The 20,848-nt window shown below is 71.8% G+C and carries 19 protein-coding genes and 1 tRNA gene; 5 read left to right on the top strand and 15 right to left on the bottom strand.

The features are described from left to right. Positions 1–37: 37 nt before the first annotated feature. The 9 genes from pheT to EIW28_RS03600 form a co-directional block, all read right to left on the bottom strand. Positions 38–2,503 carry a phenylalanine--tRNA ligase subunit beta gene (gene pheT, locus EIW28_RS03560; RefSeq protein WP_125246312.1) on the bottom strand — a complete coding sequence of 822 codons (2,466 nt, stop codon included), beginning with the start codon at positions 2,501–2,503 and terminating at the stop codon, positions 38–40. A 3-nt stretch (positions 2,504–2,506) separates the two neighbouring features. Continuing rightward, the gene (pheS, locus tag EIW28_RS03565; RefSeq protein ID WP_125246313.1) at positions 2,507–3,568 is read right to left on the bottom strand and encodes a phenylalanine--tRNA ligase subunit alpha; all 1,062 of its coding nucleotides are present in this window, start codon (positions 3,566–3,568) and stop codon (positions 2,507–2,509) included. Between the two features lie 31 nt (positions 3,569–3,599). After that, the gene (locus EIW28_RS03570) at positions 3,600–4,538 is read right to left on the bottom strand and encodes a TrmH family RNA methyltransferase (protein ID WP_125246314.1); all 939 of its coding nucleotides are present in this window, start codon (positions 4,536–4,538) and stop codon (positions 3,600–3,602) included. Positions 4,539–4,554: 16 nt separating this feature from the next. Beyond that, the gene (gene rplT / locus EIW28_RS03575) at positions 4,555–4,938 is read right to left on the bottom strand and encodes a 50S ribosomal protein L20 (protein WP_106362399.1); all 384 of its coding nucleotides are present in this window, start codon (positions 4,936–4,938) and stop codon (positions 4,555–4,557) included. A 44-nt stretch (positions 4,939–4,982) separates the two neighbouring features. Further along, the gene (gene rpmI, locus EIW28_RS03580) at positions 4,983–5,177 is read right to left on the bottom strand and encodes a 50S ribosomal protein L35 (protein WP_125246315.1); all 195 of its coding nucleotides are present in this window, start codon (positions 5,175–5,177) and stop codon (positions 4,983–4,985) included. Between the two features lie 70 nt (positions 5,178–5,247). Then, positions 5,248–5,874, bottom strand: a complete 627-nt coding sequence (gene infC / locus EIW28_RS03585) for a translation initiation factor IF-3 (protein WP_125246316.1) — start codon at positions 5,872–5,874, stop codon at positions 5,248–5,250. A 354-nt stretch (positions 5,875–6,228) separates the two neighbouring features. Next, positions 6,229–6,699 carry a PH domain-containing protein gene (locus EIW28_RS03590; RefSeq protein WP_125246317.1) on the bottom strand — a complete coding sequence of 157 codons (471 nt, stop codon included), beginning with the start codon at positions 6,697–6,699 and terminating at the stop codon, positions 6,229–6,231. A 31-nt stretch (positions 6,700–6,730) separates the two neighbouring features. Then, positions 6,731–7,126: a hypothetical protein gene (locus EIW28_RS03595; RefSeq protein ID WP_112140276.1), complete on the bottom strand. Its 396-nt coding sequence runs from the start codon at positions 7,124–7,126 to the stop codon at positions 6,731–6,733. Further along, positions 7,123–7,434 carry a hypothetical protein gene (locus tag EIW28_RS03600; RefSeq protein ID WP_125246318.1) on the bottom strand — a complete coding sequence of 104 codons (312 nt, stop codon included), beginning with the start codon at positions 7,432–7,434 and terminating at the stop codon, positions 7,123–7,125. Before EIW28_RS03600 ends, EIW28_RS03595 begins: the two co-directional genes overlap by 4 nt. Positions 7,435–7,610: 176 nt before the next feature. On the opposite strand from EIW28_RS03600, the gene EIW28_RS03605 reads away from it, so the two are divergent. The 4 genes from EIW28_RS03605 (at position 7,611) to EIW28_RS03620 (ending at position 13,934) form a co-directional block, all read left to right on the top strand. Next, complete coding sequence (locus tag EIW28_RS03605; protein ID WP_125246319.1) at positions 7,611–9,077, top strand: aminopeptidase P family protein; 1,467 nt, start codon at positions 7,611–7,613, stop codon at positions 9,075–9,077. Between the two features lie 368 nt (positions 9,078–9,445). After that, positions 9,446–12,166, top strand: a complete 2,721-nt coding sequence (gene acnA, locus EIW28_RS03610) for an aconitate hydratase AcnA (RefSeq protein ID WP_125246721.1) — start codon at positions 9,446–9,448, stop codon at positions 12,164–12,166. A 165-nt stretch (positions 12,167–12,331) separates the two neighbouring features. Then, positions 12,332–12,772, top strand: a complete 441-nt coding sequence (locus EIW28_RS03615) for a DUF3291 domain-containing protein (RefSeq protein ID WP_125246320.1) — start codon at positions 12,332–12,334, stop codon at positions 12,770–12,772. Positions 12,773–12,842: 70 nt separating this feature from the next. Next, positions 12,843–13,934, top strand: coding sequence for an NAD(P)-binding domain-containing protein (locus EIW28_RS03620; RefSeq protein ID WP_125246321.1), 1,092 nt, complete (start codon positions 12,843–12,845; stop codon positions 13,932–13,934). Here EIW28_RS03620 and EIW28_RS03625 read toward each other — a convergent pair. The 5 genes from EIW28_RS03625 to EIW28_RS03645 all read right to left on the bottom strand — a co-directional run bounded on the left by EIW28_RS03625 (position 13,915) and on the right by EIW28_RS03645 (position 19,564). Then, on the bottom strand, positions 13,915–14,781 hold the full coding sequence (locus EIW28_RS03625) for an endonuclease/exonuclease/phosphatase family protein (RefSeq protein WP_158630278.1): 867 nt from the start codon (positions 14,779–14,781) through the stop codon (positions 13,915–13,917). The genes EIW28_RS03620 and EIW28_RS03625 overlap by 20 nt on opposite strands. A gap of 55 nt (positions 14,782–14,836) precedes the next feature. Then, complete coding sequence (locus EIW28_RS03630; RefSeq protein ID WP_125246323.1) at positions 14,837–15,760, bottom strand: endonuclease/exonuclease/phosphatase family protein; 924 nt, start codon at positions 15,758–15,760, stop codon at positions 14,837–14,839. A gap of 197 nt (positions 15,761–15,957) precedes the next feature. Continuing rightward, positions 15,958–17,367, bottom strand: coding sequence for an FAD-dependent monooxygenase (locus tag EIW28_RS03635; RefSeq protein WP_125246324.1), 1,410 nt, complete (start codon positions 17,365–17,367; stop codon positions 15,958–15,960). A 220-nt stretch (positions 17,368–17,587) separates the two neighbouring features. Beyond that, entirely contained in the window at positions 17,588–18,754 is a 1,167-nt protein-coding gene (locus EIW28_RS03640; protein WP_125246325.1) for a VLRF1 family aeRF1-type release factor, read from the bottom strand. Positions 18,755–18,838: 84 nt separating this feature from the next. After that, a complete protein-coding gene (locus EIW28_RS03645) occupies positions 18,839–19,564 on the bottom strand; it encodes a DsbA family oxidoreductase (RefSeq protein WP_232013782.1) in 726 nt (241 codons plus the stop codon). A 145-nt stretch (positions 19,565–19,709) separates the two neighbouring features. Between EIW28_RS03645 and EIW28_RS03650 the strand changes: the two genes are divergently transcribed. Next, positions 19,710–19,781 (top strand) — tRNA-Val (locus EIW28_RS03650). 103 nt (positions 19,782–19,884) lie between these two features. On the opposite strand, the gene EIW28_RS03655 is transcribed toward EIW28_RS03650, so the two are convergent. Further along, the gene (locus EIW28_RS03655) at positions 19,885–20,823 is read right to left on the bottom strand and encodes a hypothetical protein (protein WP_125246326.1); all 939 of its coding nucleotides are present in this window, start codon (positions 20,821–20,823) and stop codon (positions 19,885–19,887) included. Between the last annotated feature and the right edge of the window lie 25 nt (positions 20,824–20,848).

Consider the following 20,848-nt stretch of genomic DNA (forward strand, 5'->3'; position numbering starts at 1 on the left):
TGGTGGCACCGCGCCCTGTTCGCATTGATCGAATGCGCTATTCGCGCAGTCCGGCCCCGAACCGCTCGGCCGCGACGGCGACCGCGGCGTCGCGCACGGCGACGCCCTCCTCGTTCGTGAGGGTCCGGTCGGCCGCGCGCAGCTCCAGCTTGAACGCCAGGGACTTGCGGCCCTCGCCGAGCTTCGCGTCGCGGTAGACGTCGAACAGGCGCAGCGACTCGAGCAGCTCCCCGGCGCCCTCGCGGAGGGCGGCCTCGACCTGCCCGGCCGGGACGGACTCGGCCACGACGACGGCGACGTCGATGAGCGTGGCCGGGAAGTGCGAGACGACCGGCGCGGGCGCCAGGTCCGGCAGCGGGAGCGCGGTCAGGTCGAGCTCCATCGCGGCGGTGCGGCGCGGCAGTCCGAGGCGCTCGCACACCTCCGGGTGCAGCTCGCCGGCGTGCCCGACGACGGCGCCGTCCACGCGCAGCTCCGCGCAGCGGCCGGGGTGCCACGGCGCGGCCTCCCCTTGGGCCGCTTCGAGCCGCACGCCCGCGGCCGCGGCCGCGATCTCGGCGGCCTCGACGGCGTCGGCCCAGTCCACGGCGCGCCCGGGCGCGTCGACCCCGGCGGGGACGGCCTGGCCGCACAGGACCGCGGCGACGTGGCGCGGCTGCACCGGCAGGCGCCGGATCGCGGCCGCGATCGCCTCGTCCGCGGGCCGCTTCGACACCGGCAGCGCCACCGTCTCCAGCTCGGTCCACCCCTCGGCGGGCTGGAAGACCAGGCCCTCCTCGAACACGGCGAGGTCCTTCGCGCCGCGCGCCAGGTTGAGGCGCACGGCGTTCACCAGGCTCGCGAGCACGGTGGTGCGCAGCAGCGGCGCGGCGTCGTCGAGCGGGTTGAGCACGGCGACGGCCTCGCGCTGCGGGTCCTTCGCGTCCAGCCCCAGCTCGTCGGCGCGCTCGCGCGAGACGAACGGGAACGTGTACGTCTCGGTGAACCCGTTGTCCGCCAAGGCGCGCGCCACGCGGCGGCGGCGCCGCTGCGCGGGGGTCAGGCCGGTCCCGGCGATCGCGCGGGGCGTGGCCGACGGGACGTGCGCGTAGCCGTGCAGGCGCACGACCTCCTCGACCAGGTCGGCCGGGTCGGTGAGGTCGGGGCGCCACGACGCGGGCGTCACCGACAGGACGTCGCCGCCCTCCACAGTGCACCCGGCGGCTTCGAGCATGGCGACGACCGTGGCGCGGTCGTAGTCGACGCCGACGGTGCGCGAGGGCAGGTCGACCGGGAGCGCGACGGGCGCGGCCGGTTCGCGGCGGTCGACGTCGGCGACCTCGTCGACGAGCGTGCCGCCGCCGTACTCGACCAGGAGGTCGGCGGCGCGCTGGGCCGCGAGGAGCGTGATGCCGGCGTCGGCGCCGCGCTCGTAGCGCTTGGAGGCCTCGGAGGTGAGCTTGTGGCGGCGGGAGGTGCGGGCGATCGAGGTCGGGTCCCAGTGGGCCGCTTCGATGAGCACGTTCCGGGTGCCGGGCACGACCTCGGAGGTGAGGCCGCCCATGACGCCGGCCAGCGAGAGCGGGCCGGTCGCGTCGCAGATGACCATGTCCTCGGGGTCGAGCCTGCGCTCGACGTCGTCGAGGGTCTTCAGCGTCTCGCCGGGCCGCGCGCGGCGCACCACCAGGACGTCCTGGAGCGCGTCGCGGTCGAAGGCGTGCAGCGGGTGGCCCAGTTCGAGCATGAGGTAGTTCGTGACGTCGACGGCCAGGCCCAGGGGCCGCATCCCGGCCTGCACCAGGCGCTTCGCCATCCATTCGGGCGACTCGGCGTTCGCGTCCACGTCGCGCACCTCGCGCAGCGTGAACCGCGTGCAGCCGTCGGTCTCGACCCGGACGGGGTAGGGCGGGTGCTCGGTGGCCTTCGGCTCGGCGGCCTTCGCGGCCGGGTCGGTGAAGGCGACGCCGAGGCGGTGCGCGACCTCGCGGGCGATGCCGCGCACGGAGAAGCAGTAGCCCATGTCCGGGGTGATCGCGAGCTCGAAGACGACGTCGTCGAGGCCCACGAGCGGCCGGGCGTCCTCGCCCACGGTGCCCGCGGGCAGGACGATGATGCCCTCGTGGTCGTCGGAGACGCCGAGTTCGCGGGCCGAGCAGATCATGCCGTCCGAGAGGCGCCCGTACGTCTTGCGGGAGCCGATCGTGAAGCCGCCGGGCAGCTCCGCGCCCGGGAGCGCGACGACGACGAGGTCGCCTTCGGCGAAGTTCCGGGCGCCGCAGATGATCGAGCGCGGCTCGGCCTCGCCGACCTCCACCTGGCAGTGGCGGATCGGCTTCTTGAACTCGGTGAGCTCCTCGATGGCGGCGACCCGGCCGACGACGAGCGGTCCGGTGACGCGGCCGCGGAGGTCGTCGACCTCCTCGACCTCGAGGCCGCACTCGACCAGCGCGGCGTCGAGCGCCTCGGTGGTCAGGTCGGCGGGCAGGGCGGCGTACTCGGCGAGCCAGGAAACGGGAATCCTCATCGTCTACTCCTCCACTCGCAGGCCGGCCGGGAACCGGACGTCGCCGTCGATGATGTCGCGCAGGTCGGTGATGCCGTGGCGCAGCATGAGCGCCCGCTCGACGCCCATGCCGAACGCGAAGCCGGAGTACACGTCGGGGTCGATGCCGCAGGCGCGCAGCACCCGCGGGTTGACCATGCCGCAGCCGCCCCACTCGATCCAGCGGGCGCCGTCCTTGTGCGCGGCGAACCAGACGTCCACCTCGGCGCTCGGCTCGGTGAACGGGAAGTACGAGGGCCGCAGGCGGGTCTTCGCGTCGGGCCCGAACACGGACTTCGCGAAGTGGTCGAGGGTGCCCTTGAGGTCGGCCATGGTGATGCCCTTGTCGACCACGAGGCCCTCGGTCTGGTGGAACACCGGCGAGTGGGTCGCGTCGACCTCGTCGGTGCGGTACACGCGGCCGGGCGCGACGGTGTAGATCGGCGGCTCCTGCGTGAGCATGGTGTGGATCTGCACGGTCGAGGTGTGGGTGCGCAGCACCATGTTCGACCCGTAGCCGCCCGTGCCGTCGGCGATGTGGAACGTGTCCATCATGGTCCGGGCCGGGTGGTCGGGGTGGATGTTCAGGGCGTCGAAGTTGAACCACTCGAGCTCGACCTCGGGGCCCTCGCCGATCTGGTAGCCCATGGCGACGAACAGGTCCGCGATGCGGTCCATCTGCACGTTGATCGGGTGGCGGGCGCCCTGGCGGCGGCGCGGGGTGCGGGCGGTGACGTCGACGGTCTCCTCGCGGAGGATCCGGGCGGCCTCGGCGGCCTTGAGGATCTCCTCGCGGGCCTCGTACACGGCGGTGATCTCGGCGCGGGCGGCGTTGACGTTCCGGCCGGCCTCGCCGCGCTCGGGGCCGGGGATCGAACCGATCGCCCTGCGGGCCAGCGACACCGGCGACTTGTCGCCGAGGACGGCGGACTTCGCGGCGGCGAGTTCGTCGAGGTTCGCGGCCGCCTCGACGGCGGCGGCGGCGTCTTTCACGGCCCTGGCGAGGGCCTCGGGCTGGAGCAGGCCAGCCTCGTTCTCAGTGCTCATTCGTCTCTCTCCTGGCGGGACCACAAGAAGTCTAGAAAAGACGCGCGGCGGGGCCGCAGCCCGCTGGGGAGACGTGGACGACTAGCCGCCCAGCCCGCACCCGGCGGGCTGGATAAATTCGCGGCGGTCGTAGGACATGGCACCAGTCTAACTTCCTGCGCTGCGCGGCGGCGCTCGCGTACAGGCACACGCCCGCCGCGACCGCGAGGTTGAGGCTCTCGGCCCTTCCCCAGATGGGGACGCCCACGCGGCGGTGGGCGAGGGCGGCCGTCTCGTCGTCGAGGCCGTGGGCCTCGGAGCCGAACAGCCACACCGTGGGCGCGTCGAGGTCGCCGGCGGCGTCGAGGGCGTACAGGTCCTCCCCGTCGGCCGCGGCCGCGAGGATCTGGGTGTGCGCGAACACGTCGAGCAGGTCGGCGGTGTCGGCGGCGCGGACGACCGGCAGGTGGAACAGGCTCCCGGCGGAGGAGCGCACGCACTTGCCGTTGTACGGGTCGACGGAGTCGGTGCCGAAGACGACGCAGTCGGCCCCGGCGGCGTCGGCCGCGCGGAGCACGGTGCCGGCGTTCCCGGGGTCGGTGATGCCGTGCAGGACCGCGACCAGCTTCATCTCCGCGAAGGGCACCCGCTGGTCGAGGGCGTGCCGCTCGAGAAAGCGGCAGACCGCGACGAGCCCCTGCGGGGTCACGGTCTCGGCGAGGGACGCCAGCGCCTCGTCGGTGCACGGGTGCACGTGGGCGCCCGCGGCGACGGCGGCGTCGATCAGGTCCGAGTGGCGGGTGTCGGCGTCGAGGTCGTAGAACAGGTCCGTGACGACGCCGGCGGCGACGGCCTCGCGGACGGCCTGGGGGCCTTCGGCGAGGAAGCGCTCGGCCTTGTCGCGGCCGCGCCGGCGCTGGAGCTTCCGGGCGGCGACGACCCGGGACGAGCGCGCGGTGAGCACGTCCGCCCCGGGTTCATCTGCGCTCATGTAAGGACGCCGGGCTCTAGGCTTCGACCGGGGCGTTGACGTCCTCGGGGAGGGCGGCCTTGGCGACCTCGACCAGGGCGGTGAACGCCGCCGGGTCGGAGACGGCCAGCTCGGCGAGGATCTTGCGGTCCACCTCGACCTCGGCGAGGGACAGGCCCTGCATGAAGCGGTTGTAGGTGATGCCGTTCGCGCGGGCCGCGGCGTTGATGCGGGTGATCCACAGCTTGCGGAACTCGCGCTTGCGGGCCTTCCGGTCGCGGTACGAGTAGGTGTACGAGTGGAGCAGCTGCTCCTTGGCCTTGCGGTACAGGCGCGAGCGCTGCCCGCGGTAGCCCTTGGCCTCTTCGAGTACGACGCGGCGCTTCTTCTTGGCGTTCACCGAACGCTTGACGCGTGCCACAGTTCAGTCTCCTTGCTTTAAAACCGGATGAAAGTCAGACGGGCTTACTGGCCCAGCAGCTTCTTGACCTGCTTGGTGTCGGCCGGGGAAACTTCCATGCGGCCCTGCTGCTTGCGCTTGAAGGCGCCGCTCTTGGCCAGCATCAGGTGGTTCTTGCCGGCGCCGCGGCGCATCAGCTTGCCCGAACCGGTGACCTTGAACCGCTTCTTGGCACCGCTGTGGGTCTTCATCTTCGGCATCGTGCTTCTCCTTAGTTCATCCGGACGGGCGGGCGCGTCCCCGCGCCCGGCTCGTCCGGCGGCCGTCGTCCTACGACTCGGGCGTCTCGTCGGGCTGCGCGGCCGGCGCGTCGGCCTGGGCCGGCTCGGCCTGCTCGACCGGGGCGGCCTCTTCGGCCTCACCGCGGTCGCGGCCCTTGCGTCCGCCGCCCTTGACCTCGCCCTTGGGGCGGATCGGGGCGACGACCATGATCATGTTGCGGCCGTCCTGCTTCGCGGCGGACTCGATGACCGCGAGGTCCGAGATCTCCTCCGCCAGCTTGTCCAGCAGGCGGCGTCCCAGCTCGGGACGCGACTGCTCGCGCCCGCGGAACATGATGGTGATCTTGACCTTGTCCCCGGCCGTGAGGAACCGCACGATGTGACCCTTCTTGGTCTCGTAGTCGTGCTTGTCGATCTTGGGCCGGAGCTTCATCTCCTTGATGACCGTCTGCTGCTGGTTGCGGCGCGAGGCACGGGCCTTCTGAGCGGACTCGTACTTGTACTTGCCGTAGTCCATGAGCTTGCAGACCGGCGGACGGGCGGTGGGTGCGACTTCGACCAAGTCCAGGTCGACGTCCGCGGCCAGTTGCAGGGCCTTGTCGATCGACACGATGCCGACCTGCTCACCCTGCGGGCCGACCAGGCGCACTTCCTTGGTCCGGATCTGGTCGTTCACGCGCAAATCGCTGATGGGGCCTCCTTGGTTGGCGATGCTCGCCGGTGCGGTCGCACCGGCGCCCCTGTGGCTTTCGGGTCGTCGCCGATGCGGGTGCATCGGCGGCTCGTCGCGCAAGCGTGACCCAGCGGCCTCGGGCATGAGGTCCCAACAAAGAAAGACCCCAGCGTATGCCGGGGTCCACTCCAAAGCACGGCGACGTCAATCGCCGTCTTGTGACCCGGTCGCCTGTCGGCCCCCCGTCAGGGGACCCGGCTGCGGGTGGGAGCTGGACTCCGCTTGCGGGTGCGACGCATGAGCGCGCACAGCTTCCGAGTATAGCTATGTGCTACAGGTGGGGTCGCATTAGGTGGCCTATGACTTGCGCGACTGCTCGAGAAGCGCGCGCAAATGCTTGATCGCCGCCAGAGCCCGCTCCTTGTCGCTGACCTGGACGGCCATGATCGACATCTCGTCGTCGTCCGCGAGCTCGACCGTGGCCCACGTCATCTTGTCGGTGAAGTTGACCGCGGTGACGACCTGCCACGGGAAGAAGCGGGTCGAGGTGACGTTGCGGACCTCGATCCCCTTGTCGTCGGCGCGCACGCGCAGGCGCAGGAAGCTCAGGGCGATGCCGGCGCCGATGACGCCGAGGCCGATCATCGCGGCCTGGTCGGCGATGGTCACGGCCCCGCCCTCGACGGTGGCCGAGCCGAGGGTGAAGGAGAGGCCGGTGAACCCGAAGAAGGCGACGGCTGCGCCGATCCACGCCCCGATGCGGGAGTTGCGGGGCCGGTAGTCGAGCGGGCCGGTGGTGGTCATGGAGTGCTCCTGTACGGCGGTCACGCTGCTCCTCTATTGTCCCTCGGCCGGCCGCTCACGGCAGCTGGTCGATCTCCAGGCTGGAATCGAATGCAAGCAGGGTCTTCGGCTCGCCCGTGACGATGGGCCAGCCGGGGCGGTTCAGGCCACACCAGGCGACGTGCCCGGCGGCGATGTTCCCGTGCTGGCGCGAGCGCGAGAGCATGAGCCCGACGTCGCGGGCGGACTTCTGGTCGAGGTCCATGACCACGGTGACCGGGAGGCCGAGCAGGACCAGGAGCGCGTCGCGGTCGCGGCGGCGCGCCTGGGACCACGCCTCGGCCAGCGCCCCGGACGGGATCGCGAGGACCACGTTCTGCTCGAGTGCGGTGAACACCACGGCCTGGGGGTAGGGCATGGAGGTGGCGAATCCGACGATGGCCGACACGTCCAGGATGCGGCCACCGATCATGTACGCGCCTCCCCGTCCCGGTCCCTGTCCTCCACGCCGAGGACCTCGCGGGCCCAGGCGAGGTGCTCGGCGCCGGGGGCCTGGCCCTTGCGCTCGAACAGGTCCTGGAGTTCGGTGAGGGAGCGGTCGCGCTCGAGGCGCTCGGCGACGGCGGCGCCGACGTACTCGTCGACGGACTCGGCGCGGCCGACGGCGACGAGCCGGCGGATCTGCTCCAGCTGGGCTTCGGTGAGGGTGACGCTCGAGCGCGAGGGGGCCGCCCCCTGGTTCGGGGGCGGGTTGAGCGACGAATTGGCGCGATCGGTCACGATCCTCAGGGTAGCGGGGCCGGTGCGAAACGGGCGAGCGGCCGGGCGGTGGTGGGGCCGGCGGCCGCGGCGGCGCTTGCGTGCCGCGGGCGCGCCCGGACGCGGTACCGTCAGGGGCGTGCGCCGCTAGCCGCGCGACAGGCACTTGTGCCACGAGCACTGAGAAAGGAACGGCGATGGCCGAGACGAAGTCCGGGGAGCGACCCCACGACCCGAAGTTCCCCGAGAAGTTCCTGGAGTTCATGCGCTCCGGCTGGGGGCCCTTGGACCTGGACGCGGCCCCGCTGCCGCAGTCGGCCTTCACGGCGCGCCGCCGCGAGGCGCTCTCGGCGGCGTTCCCCGGCGAGCTGCTGATCATCCCCACGGGCGAGGAGCAGCGGCGCTCGAACGACACGTACTACCCGTTCCGGGCGGGCTCGGACTTCGTGTGGCTCACCGGCGACCAGGACCCCGAGGGCGTGCTGGTGCTGCACCCGAGCGGTGACGGGCACGAGGCGGTCCTGTACCGCCGGCCGCGCAAGGGCACCGACTCGGACGAGTTCTTCCGCTCGGCGAAGTACGGCGAGCTGTGGATCGGCCGCAAGCACTCCCTGGAGGAGACCGAGGTGCGGCTCGGCCTGCCGTGCCGGGACGTCGAGGGGCTCGACGAGGCGCTCCGGGGCGCGGAGCGGTCGCGCACGCGGCTGCTGCGAGGCTTCGACGCCCGGCTGGACGCGCGCTTCGAGCGCGGGGAGGCGGCCGAGGGCGGGCTGACGCGCGACGGCGAGCTGGCGGCGGTGCTCTCGGAGCTGCGGCTGCGCAAGGACTCGTGGGAGCTGGAGCAGCTCCAGGACGCGGTCGACATCACCGTGCGCGGCTTCGAGGACGTCGCGCGGGTCATCCCCTCGACCGGCTCGGTCTCCGAGCGGCTCATCGAAGGCGTGTTCCGCTCGCGGGCGCGCCTGGAGGGCAACGGCCTGGGCTACGACTCGATCGTGGGCGCCGGGTCGCACGCGACGACGCTCCACTGGATCACCAACGACGGCGCGACGAAGACCGGCGAGCTGCTGCTCATGGACATGGGCGTGGAGAACCACCACCTGTACACGGCCGACGTCACCCGCACGGTGCCGGTCGACGGGCGGTTCACGCCGCTCCAGCGGCAGGTGTACGACATCGTGCACGCGTCGCAGCAGGCCGGGATGGACGTCATCAAGCCGGGCACGGCGTTCGAGGACATCCACCAGACCTGCATGCGGGTCCTGGCCGAGGGCCTGAAGGACCTGGGCATCCTGCCGGGGACCGTGGACGAGGCGCTCGACAAGGACTCGCTGATCTACCGGCGCTGGACGCTGCACGGCTTCGGGCACATGCTCGGGCTCGACGTGCACGACTGTGCGGCCTCGCGCCCCGAGCACTACTACAAGGGCGCGGTGCAGGAGGACTTCGTGCTCACCGTGGAGCCGGGGCTGTACTTCCAGGCGAACGACGAGCTGGTGCCCGAGGAGCTGCGCGGGGTCGGCATCCGCATCGAGGACGACGTGCGCGTCACCGCCGACGGCTGCGAGAACCTCTCGGACGGGCTGCCGCGCAGCTCGGACGAGGTGGAGACGTGGCTCGCCGAGCAGCGGGAGGCGGGACCGCGGATCGCCGGGGCTCACTAGCGTTCCCGCAGGTCGTGAGGGGCATTCGAGGGCCGGTGACGGTCCTGAATGCCCGACGCGTATAGTCCGATTTAAGACTTATATCCACCGCACCGGGCCGGCGGCGGCGACATCACCGCACACAACCGCCAGCCGCCGCCGGCCTTCAAACTCTCGTTGCGGTCCCCCTCAAGGCGATCCATGCCACTCGATGCCGCTTAGGCTCGGCTAACCGACGCCCTTCGAATCGCGGGTGCTACAGTTGGAGCCGTTAAATAAGACGGACGTACTGTTTAAGAGTCGGCGGCTCTGCCCGACCGCGGTCCCCGACCTCTCGGGTTGCGGCAGACTGAGACCGACCTTCAGTTCTGACTCGAGGAGCTCTCATGGTGAGTACGGACTCCTTCGGCGCCCGCGACACGCTGCGGGTCGGCGAACACGACTACGACATCTACCGCATCGACAAGGTCGAGGGGCACCAGCGCCTGCCCTACAGCCTCAAGGTCCTCCTCGAGAACCTGCTGCGCAACGAGGACGGCGCCGACATCACCGCGGACCACATCCGCGCCCTCGGCTCCTGGGACCCGAACGCCAAGCCCAGCACCGAGATCCAGTTCACGCCCGGCCGCGTGATCATGCAGGACTTCACCGGCGTCCCCTGCGTCGTCGACCTCGCCACCATGCGCGAGGCCGTCCGCGACCTCGGCGGCGACCCCTCCAAGGTCAACCCGCTCGCGCCCGCCGAGATGGTCATCGACCACTCCGTGATCGTCGACTTCTTCGGCCACCCGGACTCCTTCCAGCGCAACGTCGAGCGCGAGTACGAGCGCAACCGCGAGCGCTACCAGTTCCTGCGCTGGGGCCAGACCGCCTTCGACGAGTTCAAGGTCGTCCCGCCCGGCACCGGCATCGTCCACCAGGTCAACATCGAGCACCTCGCGCGCGTCGTCATGACCCGCGACGGCGTCGCCTACCCCGACACCTGCGTCGGCACCGACTCCCACACCACCATGGAGAACGGCATCGGCGTCCTCGGCTGGGGCGTCGGCGGCATCGAGGCCGAGGCCGCGATGCTCGGCCAGCCCATCTCGATGCTCATCCCGCGCGTCGTCGGCTTCAAGCTCTCCGGCGACCTCCCGCCCGGGACCACCGCCACGGACCTCGTCCTCACCATCACCGAGATGCTCCGCGACCACGGCGTCGTCGGCAAGTTCGTCGAGTTCTACGGCGAGGGCGTCGCCTCGGTGCCCGTCGCCGACCGCTCCACCCTCGGCAACATGGCCCCCGAGTTCGGCTCCACCTGCGGCATCTTCCCGATCGACGAGCGCACGATCGACTACCTGCGCCTGACCGGCCGCACCGAGGAGCAGATCGCCCTCGTCGAGGCCTACGCCAAGGCCCAGGGCATGTGGCACGACCCGTCGCAGGAGGCCGAGTACTCCGAGTACCTCGAGCTCGACCTGTCCACGGTCGTCCCGTCCATCGCCGGCCCCAAGCGCCCGCAGGACCGCATCCAGCTCGACGAGGCCGGCCGCCAGTGGCGCCGCGACGTCGCCAACTACGTCGTGGACGAGGCCGGCGTCGAGTCCTTCCCGGGCTCCGACGCCCCCGCCCGCACCCCGAACGGCGACCGCCCGCACAACCCGCAGACCGTCAAGTCCGAGGCCGGCGAGTTCGAGCTCGACCACGGCGCCGTCGTGATCGCCGCGATCACCTCGTGCACCAACACCTCGAACCCGTACGTCATGGTCGGCGCGGGCCTCCTCGCCAAGAACGCCGTCGAGGCCGGCCTGCTCTCCAAGCCGTGGGTCAAGACCTCGCTCGCCCCCGGGTCCCAGGTCGTCACCGGGTACCTCCAGCGCGCCGGGCTCTCCCCCTACCTCGACAAGCTCGGGTTCAACCTCGTCGGCTACGGCTGCACCACCTGCATCGGCAACTCCGGCCCGCTCCCCGAGGAGACCTCGGCCGCGGTCCAGGCCGGCGACCTCGCCGTCGCCGCCGTGCTCTCGGGCAACCGCAACTTCGAGGGCCGCATCAACCCCGACGTCAAGATGAACTACCTCGCCAGCCCGCCGCTGGTCGTCGCGTACGCGCTCGCCGGGACGATGGACATCAACCTGACCAGCGACCCGATCGGCAAGGGCAAGGACGGCCAGGACGTGTTCCTGCGCGACATCTGGCCCTCCCCCGAGGCCGTCCGCGAGGTCGTCGACGGGCACATCGGCCGCGACATGTTCCTCAAGGAGTACGCCTCCGTCTTCGACGGCGACGAGACCTGGCAGTCCCTGCCGATCCCGACCGGGAACACCTTCGAGTGGGACGAGGCCTCGACCTACGTGCGCAAGGCCCCCTACTTCGAGGGCATGCCGGCGACGCCGGGCGCGGTCGAGGACCTCCACGGGGCCCGCGTCCTCGCCAAGCTCGGGGACTCGGTCACCACCGACCACATCTCCCCGGCCGGCTCGATCAAGGCCGACTCGCCCGCCGGCGAGTACCTGAAGACCCAGGGCGTGTCCCCGGCCGACTTCAACTCCTACGGCGCCCGCCGCGGGAACCACGAGGTCATGGTCCGCGGCACCTTCGCGAACATCCGCCTGCGCAACCAGCTCGCGCCGGGCACCGAGGGCGGCTGGACCCGCGACTTCACGCAGGCCGGCGGCCCCGTGACGACGATCTACGACGCGGCCCAGAACTACGCCGCCGCCGGCACCCCGCTGGTGATCTTCGCCGGCAAGGAGTACGGCACCGGCTCCAGCCGCGACTGGGCCGCCAAGGGCACGCTGCTGCTGGGCGTCAAGGCCGTCATCACCGAGTCGTACGAGCGCATCCACCGCTCGAACCTCATCGGCATGGGCGTCCTCCCGCTCCAGTTCCCCGAGGGCGAGTCGCACCAGAGCCTCGGCCTCACCGGCGAGGAGACGGTCGCGATCACCGGGATCGACGCCATCAACGAGGGCATCCCGGAGACGGTCACCGTCACCGCGACCGGCCCCGACGGCACCGTGACCACCTTCGAGGCCGTGGTCCGCCTGGACACCCCGGGCGAGGCCGAGTACTACCGCAACGGCGGCATCCTCCAGTACGTGCTGCGCGGCCTCCTGGCCGGGTAGGACCCCGAGGCGCAGGACGGGGGCGGGCCGCGCGGCCCGCCCCCGTCCCCGGCCGAAACCGGTCGACCGGAAACCCGGTCGACCGGAAACCCAGTCGACTGGGGACCGACCGGGTTTCGGGCCCGGGCGTTGACGCGCGCGGGCGGGCGCTGGCAGGCTCGGGGGATGGCTTACGAACTGGCGCAGGTGAACATCGGGCGGATGCGCGCACCCCTGGACTCCCCGGTGATGCAGGACTTCATGGACGGCCTCGCCGAGGTCAACGCCGCCGCCGACGCGGCCGAGGGCTTCGTGTGGCGCCTGGTCGACGGCGCGACCGGGTTCCGGTTCTGGGGCGACGAGTGGCTCATCGTGAACATGTCGGTGTGGACGGACGCGGAGGCGTTCCGCGCCTACGTCTACGGGCCCGCGCACCGGCCGTTCCTCCAGCGCCGCCGCGAGTGGTTCGCGCACCTGCGCGAGGCCGTCACCGCGCTGTGGTGGGTCCCCGCGGGCGAGCGGCCCACCGTCGAGGACGCCGAGAAGCGCCTGACGCTGCTGCGCGAGAAGGGCCCGACGCCGGAGGCGTTCACGATGAAGGCCGAGTTCGGGCCGCCCGCGCCGTGAGGACGCGGGGCGCGTGAAGGCCCTCACCTCCCGGAATCCGGGGCCGCCCCGCGGCGTTTCGCCTGGTGTGATGCGGGAAGTGGACGTCGTGGTCATCGGGGCCGGCCAGGCCGGGCTCTCGGCCGCGTACTTCCTGCGCCAACACTTCGAGCCCGAGACCGGGTTCGCCGTCCTCGACCACGCGCCGCACGCGGGCGGGGCCTGGCAGTTCCGGTGGCCGACCCTCACGTTCGCGACCGTGAACGGCGTCTACCGGCTCCCCGGGATGCCCGTGCCCGAACCGGACCCGTCGACCCCGGTCGCCGGGGTCATCGCCGACTACTTCGCCGCCTACGAGCGCGAGTTCGACCTCCGCGTCCAGCGCCCCGTCTCGGTCCGGTCGGTGCGCTCGCTCCCGGACAAGCGCCTCGAGGTCGCCACCGACCGCGGCACCTGGATCGCCAAGGCCCTCGTCAACGCCACCGGCACCTGGGAGCGCCCGTTCTGGCCGCGCTACGCCGGGCAGGAGTCGTTCGCGGGCCGGCAGCTGCACACCGCGCAGTACCGCGGCCCCTGGGAGTTCGCGGGCGAGCGCGTCGTGGTCGTCGGCGGCGGGATCTCCGCGATCCAGCACCTCATGGAGATCCACCCGCACGCGGCCGCCACCACCTGGGTGACGCGGCGCGAACCGCGGTGGCGCAGCGGCGACTTCAACCCCGACCGGGGCCGCGAGGCCGTCGCAATGGTCGAGGAGCGGGTTCGCCGGGGCCTGCGGCCGCAGTCGGTCGTCAGCGTCACCGGCGTCCCGCTCACGCCCGAGATCCGGGCCGCCCGCGAGGCGGGCGTCCTCGAACGCCACCCGATGTTCGACCGGATCGAACCCGGCGGCGTGGTCTTCTCGGCGCCGCTCGCGGGCCGTGAATCCGACCCGCACGGCGGGCGCTTCGTGCCCGCCGACACGATCCTGTGGGCCACCGGGTTCCGGGCCGCGCTCGACCACCTCGCGCCGCTGAAGCTGCGCGGGCCCGGCGGCGGGATCACCATGGACGGCACCAGGGTCGCGGCCGATCCGCGCCTCCACCTGGTCGGCTACGGGCCCTCGGCGAGCACCGTGGGCGCCAACCGGGCCGGGCGGGCCGCCGCGCGCGAGATCCGCGAGTACCTCAGCGCCGGCCGATCGTGAACACCGCCTGAACCGGCCAGTGGTCGGACGGCGTCATCCCCTCCGCGCTGCGGGTGTTCACGCCCGCCTTGCGGACGGTCAGCTCCTGCCGCCGCGGTCCGGACCTGACCATGATCCAGTCGATGGTCGGGCCCGCGGCCGGCTCGGTCCTCCAGCGGTTGAACGTCCCCCAGTCGGGGGTGAGGCGCTCCTCGGCCGCGGGCCAGGCGTCGGTCAGGCCGCCGCCGGCGAGCACGGCGCGGGCCGGGGAGTCGGGCCCGCAGTTGAAGTCCCCGGCGAGCACGGCCGGCCCCTGGAAGCGGCGCACCACGTCGCGGCAGATCGCCGCGCCCTTGCGGCGGGCCTTCTCCGAGCGGTGGTCGAGGTGGACGTTCACGACGTGGAAGTCCTTCCCGGTCGCCTTGTCCTCGAAGCGGACCCAGGTGAGCATCCGCACGGTGCCCGAGCGCCAGGAGCGCGACCCGATCCGGTCGGGGTGGCGCGAGAGCCACAGGTGGTCGTAGTCGAGCGGCGCCAGCCGCGAGGCGTCCCACAGGATCGCGGTCGACTCCGAGCGCGAGCCGCCGCCGCGCCCGAGGTGGATCCAGTCGTAGCCGCCGAGGTCCTCGCGCAGCTCCCACAGCTGGCGGAACCGGCCCTCCTGCGTGCACAGCACGGTCGGGCGCTCGGCCCCGACGAGGTCGCGCACCAGCGGCCGGCGCTGCCACCAGGCGTGCGCGGGGCTGCCGGAGGCGGACTTGAGGTTGTAGGTCATGAGGTGCACGTCCGGCGCCTCGACCGGGCCGATCAGGGGCGCGCCGCGCAGGACGGGCGGCGCCTCGGGGGCGGCGGTGCGAACGACGTTCATGGTCGCGACCATAGCGTCGCGTCCGCCGCCCCGCAGGCGCTTGCGCGTCCCGGCGCTACGGCAGCTCGATGAGCGCCTGGGCCGGCCAGTGGTCGGACGGGGTGAGGCCGTCCTTGACGTAGGTGTTGACCGCGGCCTTGAGGACCCGGATCTCGGGGGTCGTGAGGATCCAGTCGATGCGGCGCTCGGTCTCGCTGGGGACGGGGTTCCAGCCGTTCCAGGTGCCCCACACCGGGGTGACCTGCTCTTCGGCGGCGAGCATGGTGTCGACCAGGCCGCCGTCCATGAGGATGGTGTAGGTCGGGGTGTCGGGCACCTGGTTGAAGTCGCCGGCGCTGACCACGGGGAAGCCCTGCTCGACCCAGGGGGCGATGACGTCGAGGTTCATCTGGGCGCCGCGCTGGCGGGCGTTCTCCGACTGGTGGTCGAAGTGGTTGTCGACCACGTAGAACTCCTTGTCGGTGCGCAGGTCGAGGAACCTGATCCAGGTGAGCATCCGCACCACGTTGTTGCCCCAGCTCTTGGAGCCGATGAGCAGCGGGGTGTCGGAGAGCCACAGGTGGTCGTACTCGACGACCTTGAGGCGCTTGGAGTCCCAGTAGATCGCGGTGGCCTCCGACTTCGAGCCGCCGAGGCGGCCGAGGTGGATCCAGTCGTAGCGGTCGTCCAGGTCCTCCAGGACGTCCTGGAGCTGGCCGTAGAGGCCCTCCTGCGTGAACAGGATCGTGGGCTTCTCTCGCTTGAGGACGGTCTTGACGAGGGGGCGGCGCTCCTCCCAGGAGTGGGGGGTGGGGTCGCCCTTGTAGCGGATGTTGAAGGTGAGCAGGTGGAGCTGGTCGCGCTTGGCCTCCCCGATGAGGGAGCCGCCGAGGGTCTCCTGCGCGTGCGCGGTTCCGGAGAGGGCACCGGTGGCGACCGCCGTGGCACCGACGGCGAGGCCGGCGCCGAGCACGCCGCGTCGACTGAGGACGTTTGTCATTGAACCTCTATATCTCAGGATGAAACCGGGTGGAATGCAAGTTCACGACAAATGCCACCGGCGTGCAACCCTCAGTGAGTGAACGCGGGGCGAACTCGTGTCGGCGGGGCGTCGGCGCCCACAAGCGACGGTCCCGCCGCGGCGCACGGGGCGACGGCGGCGGGTGCAGACCCGCCGCCGTCTCGGTCTCCTGGGGTTCAGTCCGTGACGGCGCGGGCCTCCAGGTAGGCCCGCACGGCCGCGGGGTCGTCCGCGCCGACCCAGCCGAGGTAGCCGTCGGGGCGGACGACGCGGGTGAGGCCGTCGGGCTCGGCGGAGGCGACGTCAACGGCCCCAGTGGGTTCGGTGCCGTCGAGGACGACGAAGCGGCCGCCGCGCAGGGCCTCGTAGAGCCGCGAGCCGTCCGCGAGGTCGACGTCCCGGGCGCGGGTGCCGGTGAGCGGGTGCTCGCCGTGGGCGTGCGGGTAGCGGATGTCGATGCCGCTGATGAGTCCGGTGACCTTGTGCTGCACGGGGTCCAGGCGCAGCGCGGTGCCGAGCACGGCGCCGCGCACGGCCTTCACGACCTTCGACTTGTTGGCGGCGACGCGCAGGATCCGGCCGCTGGAGCGCAGCACCGTCTCGCCGACCGGGTGGCGCTCGGCCTCGTAGGTGTCGAGCAGGGCCGGGTCGGCGCCGCGGAGGACGGCGGCGAGCTTCCACGACAGGTTCGCGGCGTCCTGGAGGCCGGTGTTCATGCCCATGCCGCCGGCGGGCGAGTGGCAGTGGGCGGCGTCCCCGGCGAGGAGGACGCTGCCGACGCGGTAGGTCGGGGCCTGGCGCTCGTCGGAGTGGAACCGGGAGCGCCAGCGCGGTTCGCGCATGCCGAAGTCGGTGCCGAAGGCGAGTTTCAGGGCGGTGCGGATCTCGTCGGTGGCGACGGGGGCGTCGTCGTCCTGCTGGTCGGCGGCGTTCCAGGCGATGACGCGCCAGGTGCCGTCCCCGAAGTCGGCGACGAAGCAGAAGGCGCCGCCGGCGCTGCCGACGCTGGGGCTCTGCGCGGGCGGGTCGGCGAGCTCGGCGTCGGCGAGCATCATCGACGTGAGGACGGCCTCGCCGGGGAAGGGGATGCCGGCGGCCTCGCGGACGGCGGAGCGGACGCCGTCGGCGCCGACGACGTAGGCGGCGTGGAAGTCGCCGCGGTCGGTGCGGACGGTGGTGCGGCTTTCGGTCTGGTCGACGCCGGTGACCTTGCAGCCGAAACGGAACCGGGCCCCGGCGGCGGTGGCGCGTTCGCGCAGGACGCGCTCCACGTTGTACTGCGGGGTCATGAGCACGCAGGGGAAGCGGGAGTCGAGGCCGCCGAGGCGAATCTTGGCGGAGCCGAAGAGGAAGAGCTCGCTCAGGCGGTTGCCACCGAGGGCGAAGAGGTCGTCGGTGAGGCCGCGGGCGTCGAGGACTTCGAGCGTACGGGCGTGGACGGCGAAGGCGCGGGTGAGGTTGGAGATCGCGGCGCCGCGCTTCTCGAGGACGGTGACCTCGACGCCGGCTTCGGCGAGGTCGCCGGCGAGGAGGAGCCCGGTGGGGCCGGCTCCGACGACGATGACCTCGGACTGCTGCTGTGACATGGCGTCCTCCTAGGGGCGGGCCGGTAATTCATCATTCGATGAATTCAACATACGTTGAATTCTGTCGGCGCGGAAGCCCTCGGGCCGGAATGTGACGCAGCAGCAAGGGCGGGGAAAGCCCCGGAACGCAGCTAGGGCCGCGAGAGGTGAGAGACTCGCGGCCCTAATTCGAACTGCCGAATGTAGGTTAGCATAACCTAAGTATCGACTCAAGCGGTCGTCACCAGCGCAGGATCGCCCCCACGCCGCCCGCCTTCTCCCCCAGGTCGACGCCTTCGCCGAGGATCGACACGCGGGCGTCGGACGCCAGCGCCATCTCGATCATCGCCTCGCCGAGCTGCGCCTCCGCGATCGCGGTGGCGACGTCGGGCTCGCCGGGCGCGACGGCGTCGGCGAGGACCGCGCCCTCGGGGATGGTTCGCGCGCTCCAGACCGAGTCCCGCTCGATGAGCAGCCGGTCGACGCGGCCGCCCTGGAGGGCGTCGAGCACCTCCTCGGACCCGATGGCGGCCTTCGGCGGCGCCTCGGCGAAGTCGGCGGCGAGCCGCTCGTCCCGGGCCCGCCTGGCGGCGGCCATCTCGGGGGCGAGGGCCTGCTGGATCTGCGCGGGCGACTTCTGGCTCAGCACCAGCTTCGAGGCGACGGCCTCGGCCTTGACGCCGTTGCGCAGGGACTTCGTGGCGGCCTCGACGAGTTCGGGCTCGCCGCAGAAGAACAGGAGCTCCCAGCCGAACTCCTTGACGTGCTCCTCCAGCGTGGAGTGCGCGGCGGAGAGGAACTTCTGGAGGTGCTCGGCCACCCGGTAGTCGAACAGGTCCTTCTGGTTCGACGAGATGAAGCCGTCGCGGCCGCCGTAGGCGCTGCGGACGGCCGCGGGGCCCTTCATGACCCGCCACTCCTCGGTGTCGAGCTCGAAGGCGAGGCCGGAGACCTCCTCGCACTTGCCGAAGCGGCTGTCGAGCAGCCGCATCCCCTTCCCGTCGACGACCGCGACCCCGACCGGGGAGCCTTCGGCCCAGGCGCCGAACATCGGGGCGATGTGCGACCGGGGCCCGAGGGCGACGCGGTCGGTCAGGGGCGTCTGCATCTCGACGCTGTAGGTCTCACCGGTGCCGAGGGCGACGAACAGCGCCCGCCCGATCCCGGGCGAGCCGGGGCGGACGAGCGCCTCGATGTCGAGCTTGAGCTCCTCGACGCGGCGCCCCAGGAGGGACCTGGTGCCGTTGTCGACGGCTTCGAGCAGCTGTTTCAGGCCCTGGTCGAGCCGCGTCCTCCAGGGCGGGGTCGAGCCTTCCTGCCGGGGGTCGGCGTTGACGTAGAGCGAGAGCACGCCGGCGTCGTCCCGCAGGTGCACCAGCTTGAGCTGCGTCTCGCGATCCATGGGCATGGCTACCGCCTCCTCGTTGGTCGAATTCGCCTCAGGATATGCCTGGGCGCGACCAATTGTGAAGGTTTCACCACTTACGCGGCTTTAGATCGCGCAGCCCTCCGGGCCGCACGCGTCGGCGTCCTCGGCCCCGGCGATCGGGGTGATCGCGGGCCGCTGCTCGTTCCACGCCTTCTCAAGGACCTCGGCGAACAGCGCGGTCGGCTGCGCCCCGGAGACCCCGTACTTCTCGTCGATCACGAAGAACGGCACCCCGGTCGCCCCGAGCGCGGCGGCCTCGGCCTCGTCGGCGCGCACGGCGTCCCGGTACCGCTCGGGGTCGTCGAGCACGGCCACAACCTCGTCCTTGTCGAGCCCGGCGGCCACGGCCACCTCGACGACCCGGTCGCGCTCGAAGATCGAGGCCTCGTCGGCGAAGTTCGCGGCGTAGAACGCCTGCCACACCTCGGCCTCGACGCCCCGCTCGCCCGCCAGGTGCAGCAGCCGGTGCAGGTCGAACGTGTTCCCGTGGTCCCGGCCCTCGGCCTGGTACTCGAGCCCCTCGGCCTTGGCCAGGTCCTGGAGCCGGTACTCCCCGGCCTGGGCCTCGGCCCGGCTCATGCCGTACTTCTTCACGAGCATGTCGACCACCGGCGCGGTGTCCCCCGGCTTGCGGTTCGGGTCGAGCTCGAACGACCGGTGCCGCACCTCGACGGCGACCTTCCCGTCCAGCTCCTGCACGGCCTTGTCGAACCGCGCCTTGCCCACGTAGCACCACGGGCAGGCGATGTCGGACCAGATGTCCACACGGACCTTGTTCAGTGTCGTCACCCCACGCCCAACACTTGAACCTTCCACCGAATTCCCCGCTGTGCGGCGCGCCTCTCCCCCGCCCGCCCCGAAGACCCTGCACTCGCGCCCAAGCCCCCGTTCAGGTACCCTGTCTCAGGCTCGGCGCGGCCCCCACCGCGCCCCAGGGTGCTTAGCTCAGCGGTAGAGCACCTCCCTTACAAGGAGGTGGTCACAGGTTCGATCCCTGTAGCACCCACCCAATACTGATTACCGTGAATATGCGGTCGCCGTCCCGTGCTGCGGGTTGACCGGCAGGGCCGTCGAGGCGATGCTCGCGTGCCGGTGGCCTTGGTCGGGGGTCAGCTGCGCAGCAGTGTGTTCAGGTTTCGGAGGCTGCGTGCCAGGGCCGCTAGGTGGGACGCGACGGTGAGCGCCCATTGGACGGCCGCCGTCACGAGTTGCGTCGTGGTCGGGGCTTGGTCGTCGTTCTCGGCCCAGGTGTTCAGGACGTGGAGGAGTGCGGCGGTGCGTTCGCGGATGAGTTCGCGCGTGGCGGCGGTGACGATGCCGACGCCCTCGATCGCGGCCGCGAGTCCGGCGGCGGCGCCGCCGAGGGCGACCGCGGAGTTGACGTTGTGCTCCATGAGCCAGCAGTAGGCGGCATGGGCCTCGCCGGTCCATTCGGGCATGTCGTGGACGAGACGGTGCCGGAGGTCCTGCGCGATCCGCTGGAGCTCGGCCGACATGTGCCGCCAGGCCCGCACCTGCGCGGCGAGGACGTCCGGTTGGAATTCGAGCGCCTTCTCGACGCCGTGGGGCACGGCGGCGACCGCCGCGGTGTCGAGGGGGGCCGGCCGCCGCGGCTCGGCCAGAGAGCCTTCGGCCCATTCCTCGACCGCCATGGTCCGCGCGAGTCCTTGGATCTGGGCCGCGAGCTCCGCTTCGGCCGCGAAGTCGACGCTCGGCGCGGACTCGCCTTCAGGCGCCCAGTATGAAGTGGCGGTGACCCGCGCCATCGGGGGTGCGTCGGGCTCACCCTCGAACGCCGCCGCGGTGGCGCGCAGGCGTGCCGCCGCGATGGAGAGGTTGCCGGCCAGGAACTCGACGATGCGGTCCTGCTCGCGGACGTGGGGCTCCAGTCGAGCGCTGATCCACGCGAGCATGGACGCCGGGGCGGGAGCGCCCCGGTCGATCAGGGCGCTGGTGAACCGCACGCCTTCGAGCCGGCGCCGGAGGTCGTCGATCTCGCCGGCGTGGTCGCGAATGGCCGCCGCGGCGGGTCCGGGGGTCTGGGTCAACGGTCGTGCACGTCTCCGATGTCGT

This window comes from Glycomyces terrestris, from assembly GCF_003933745.1.
Classification (GTDB): Bacteria; Actinomycetota; Actinomycetes; order Mycobacteriales; family Micromonosporaceae; genus Glycomyces; species Glycomyces terrestris.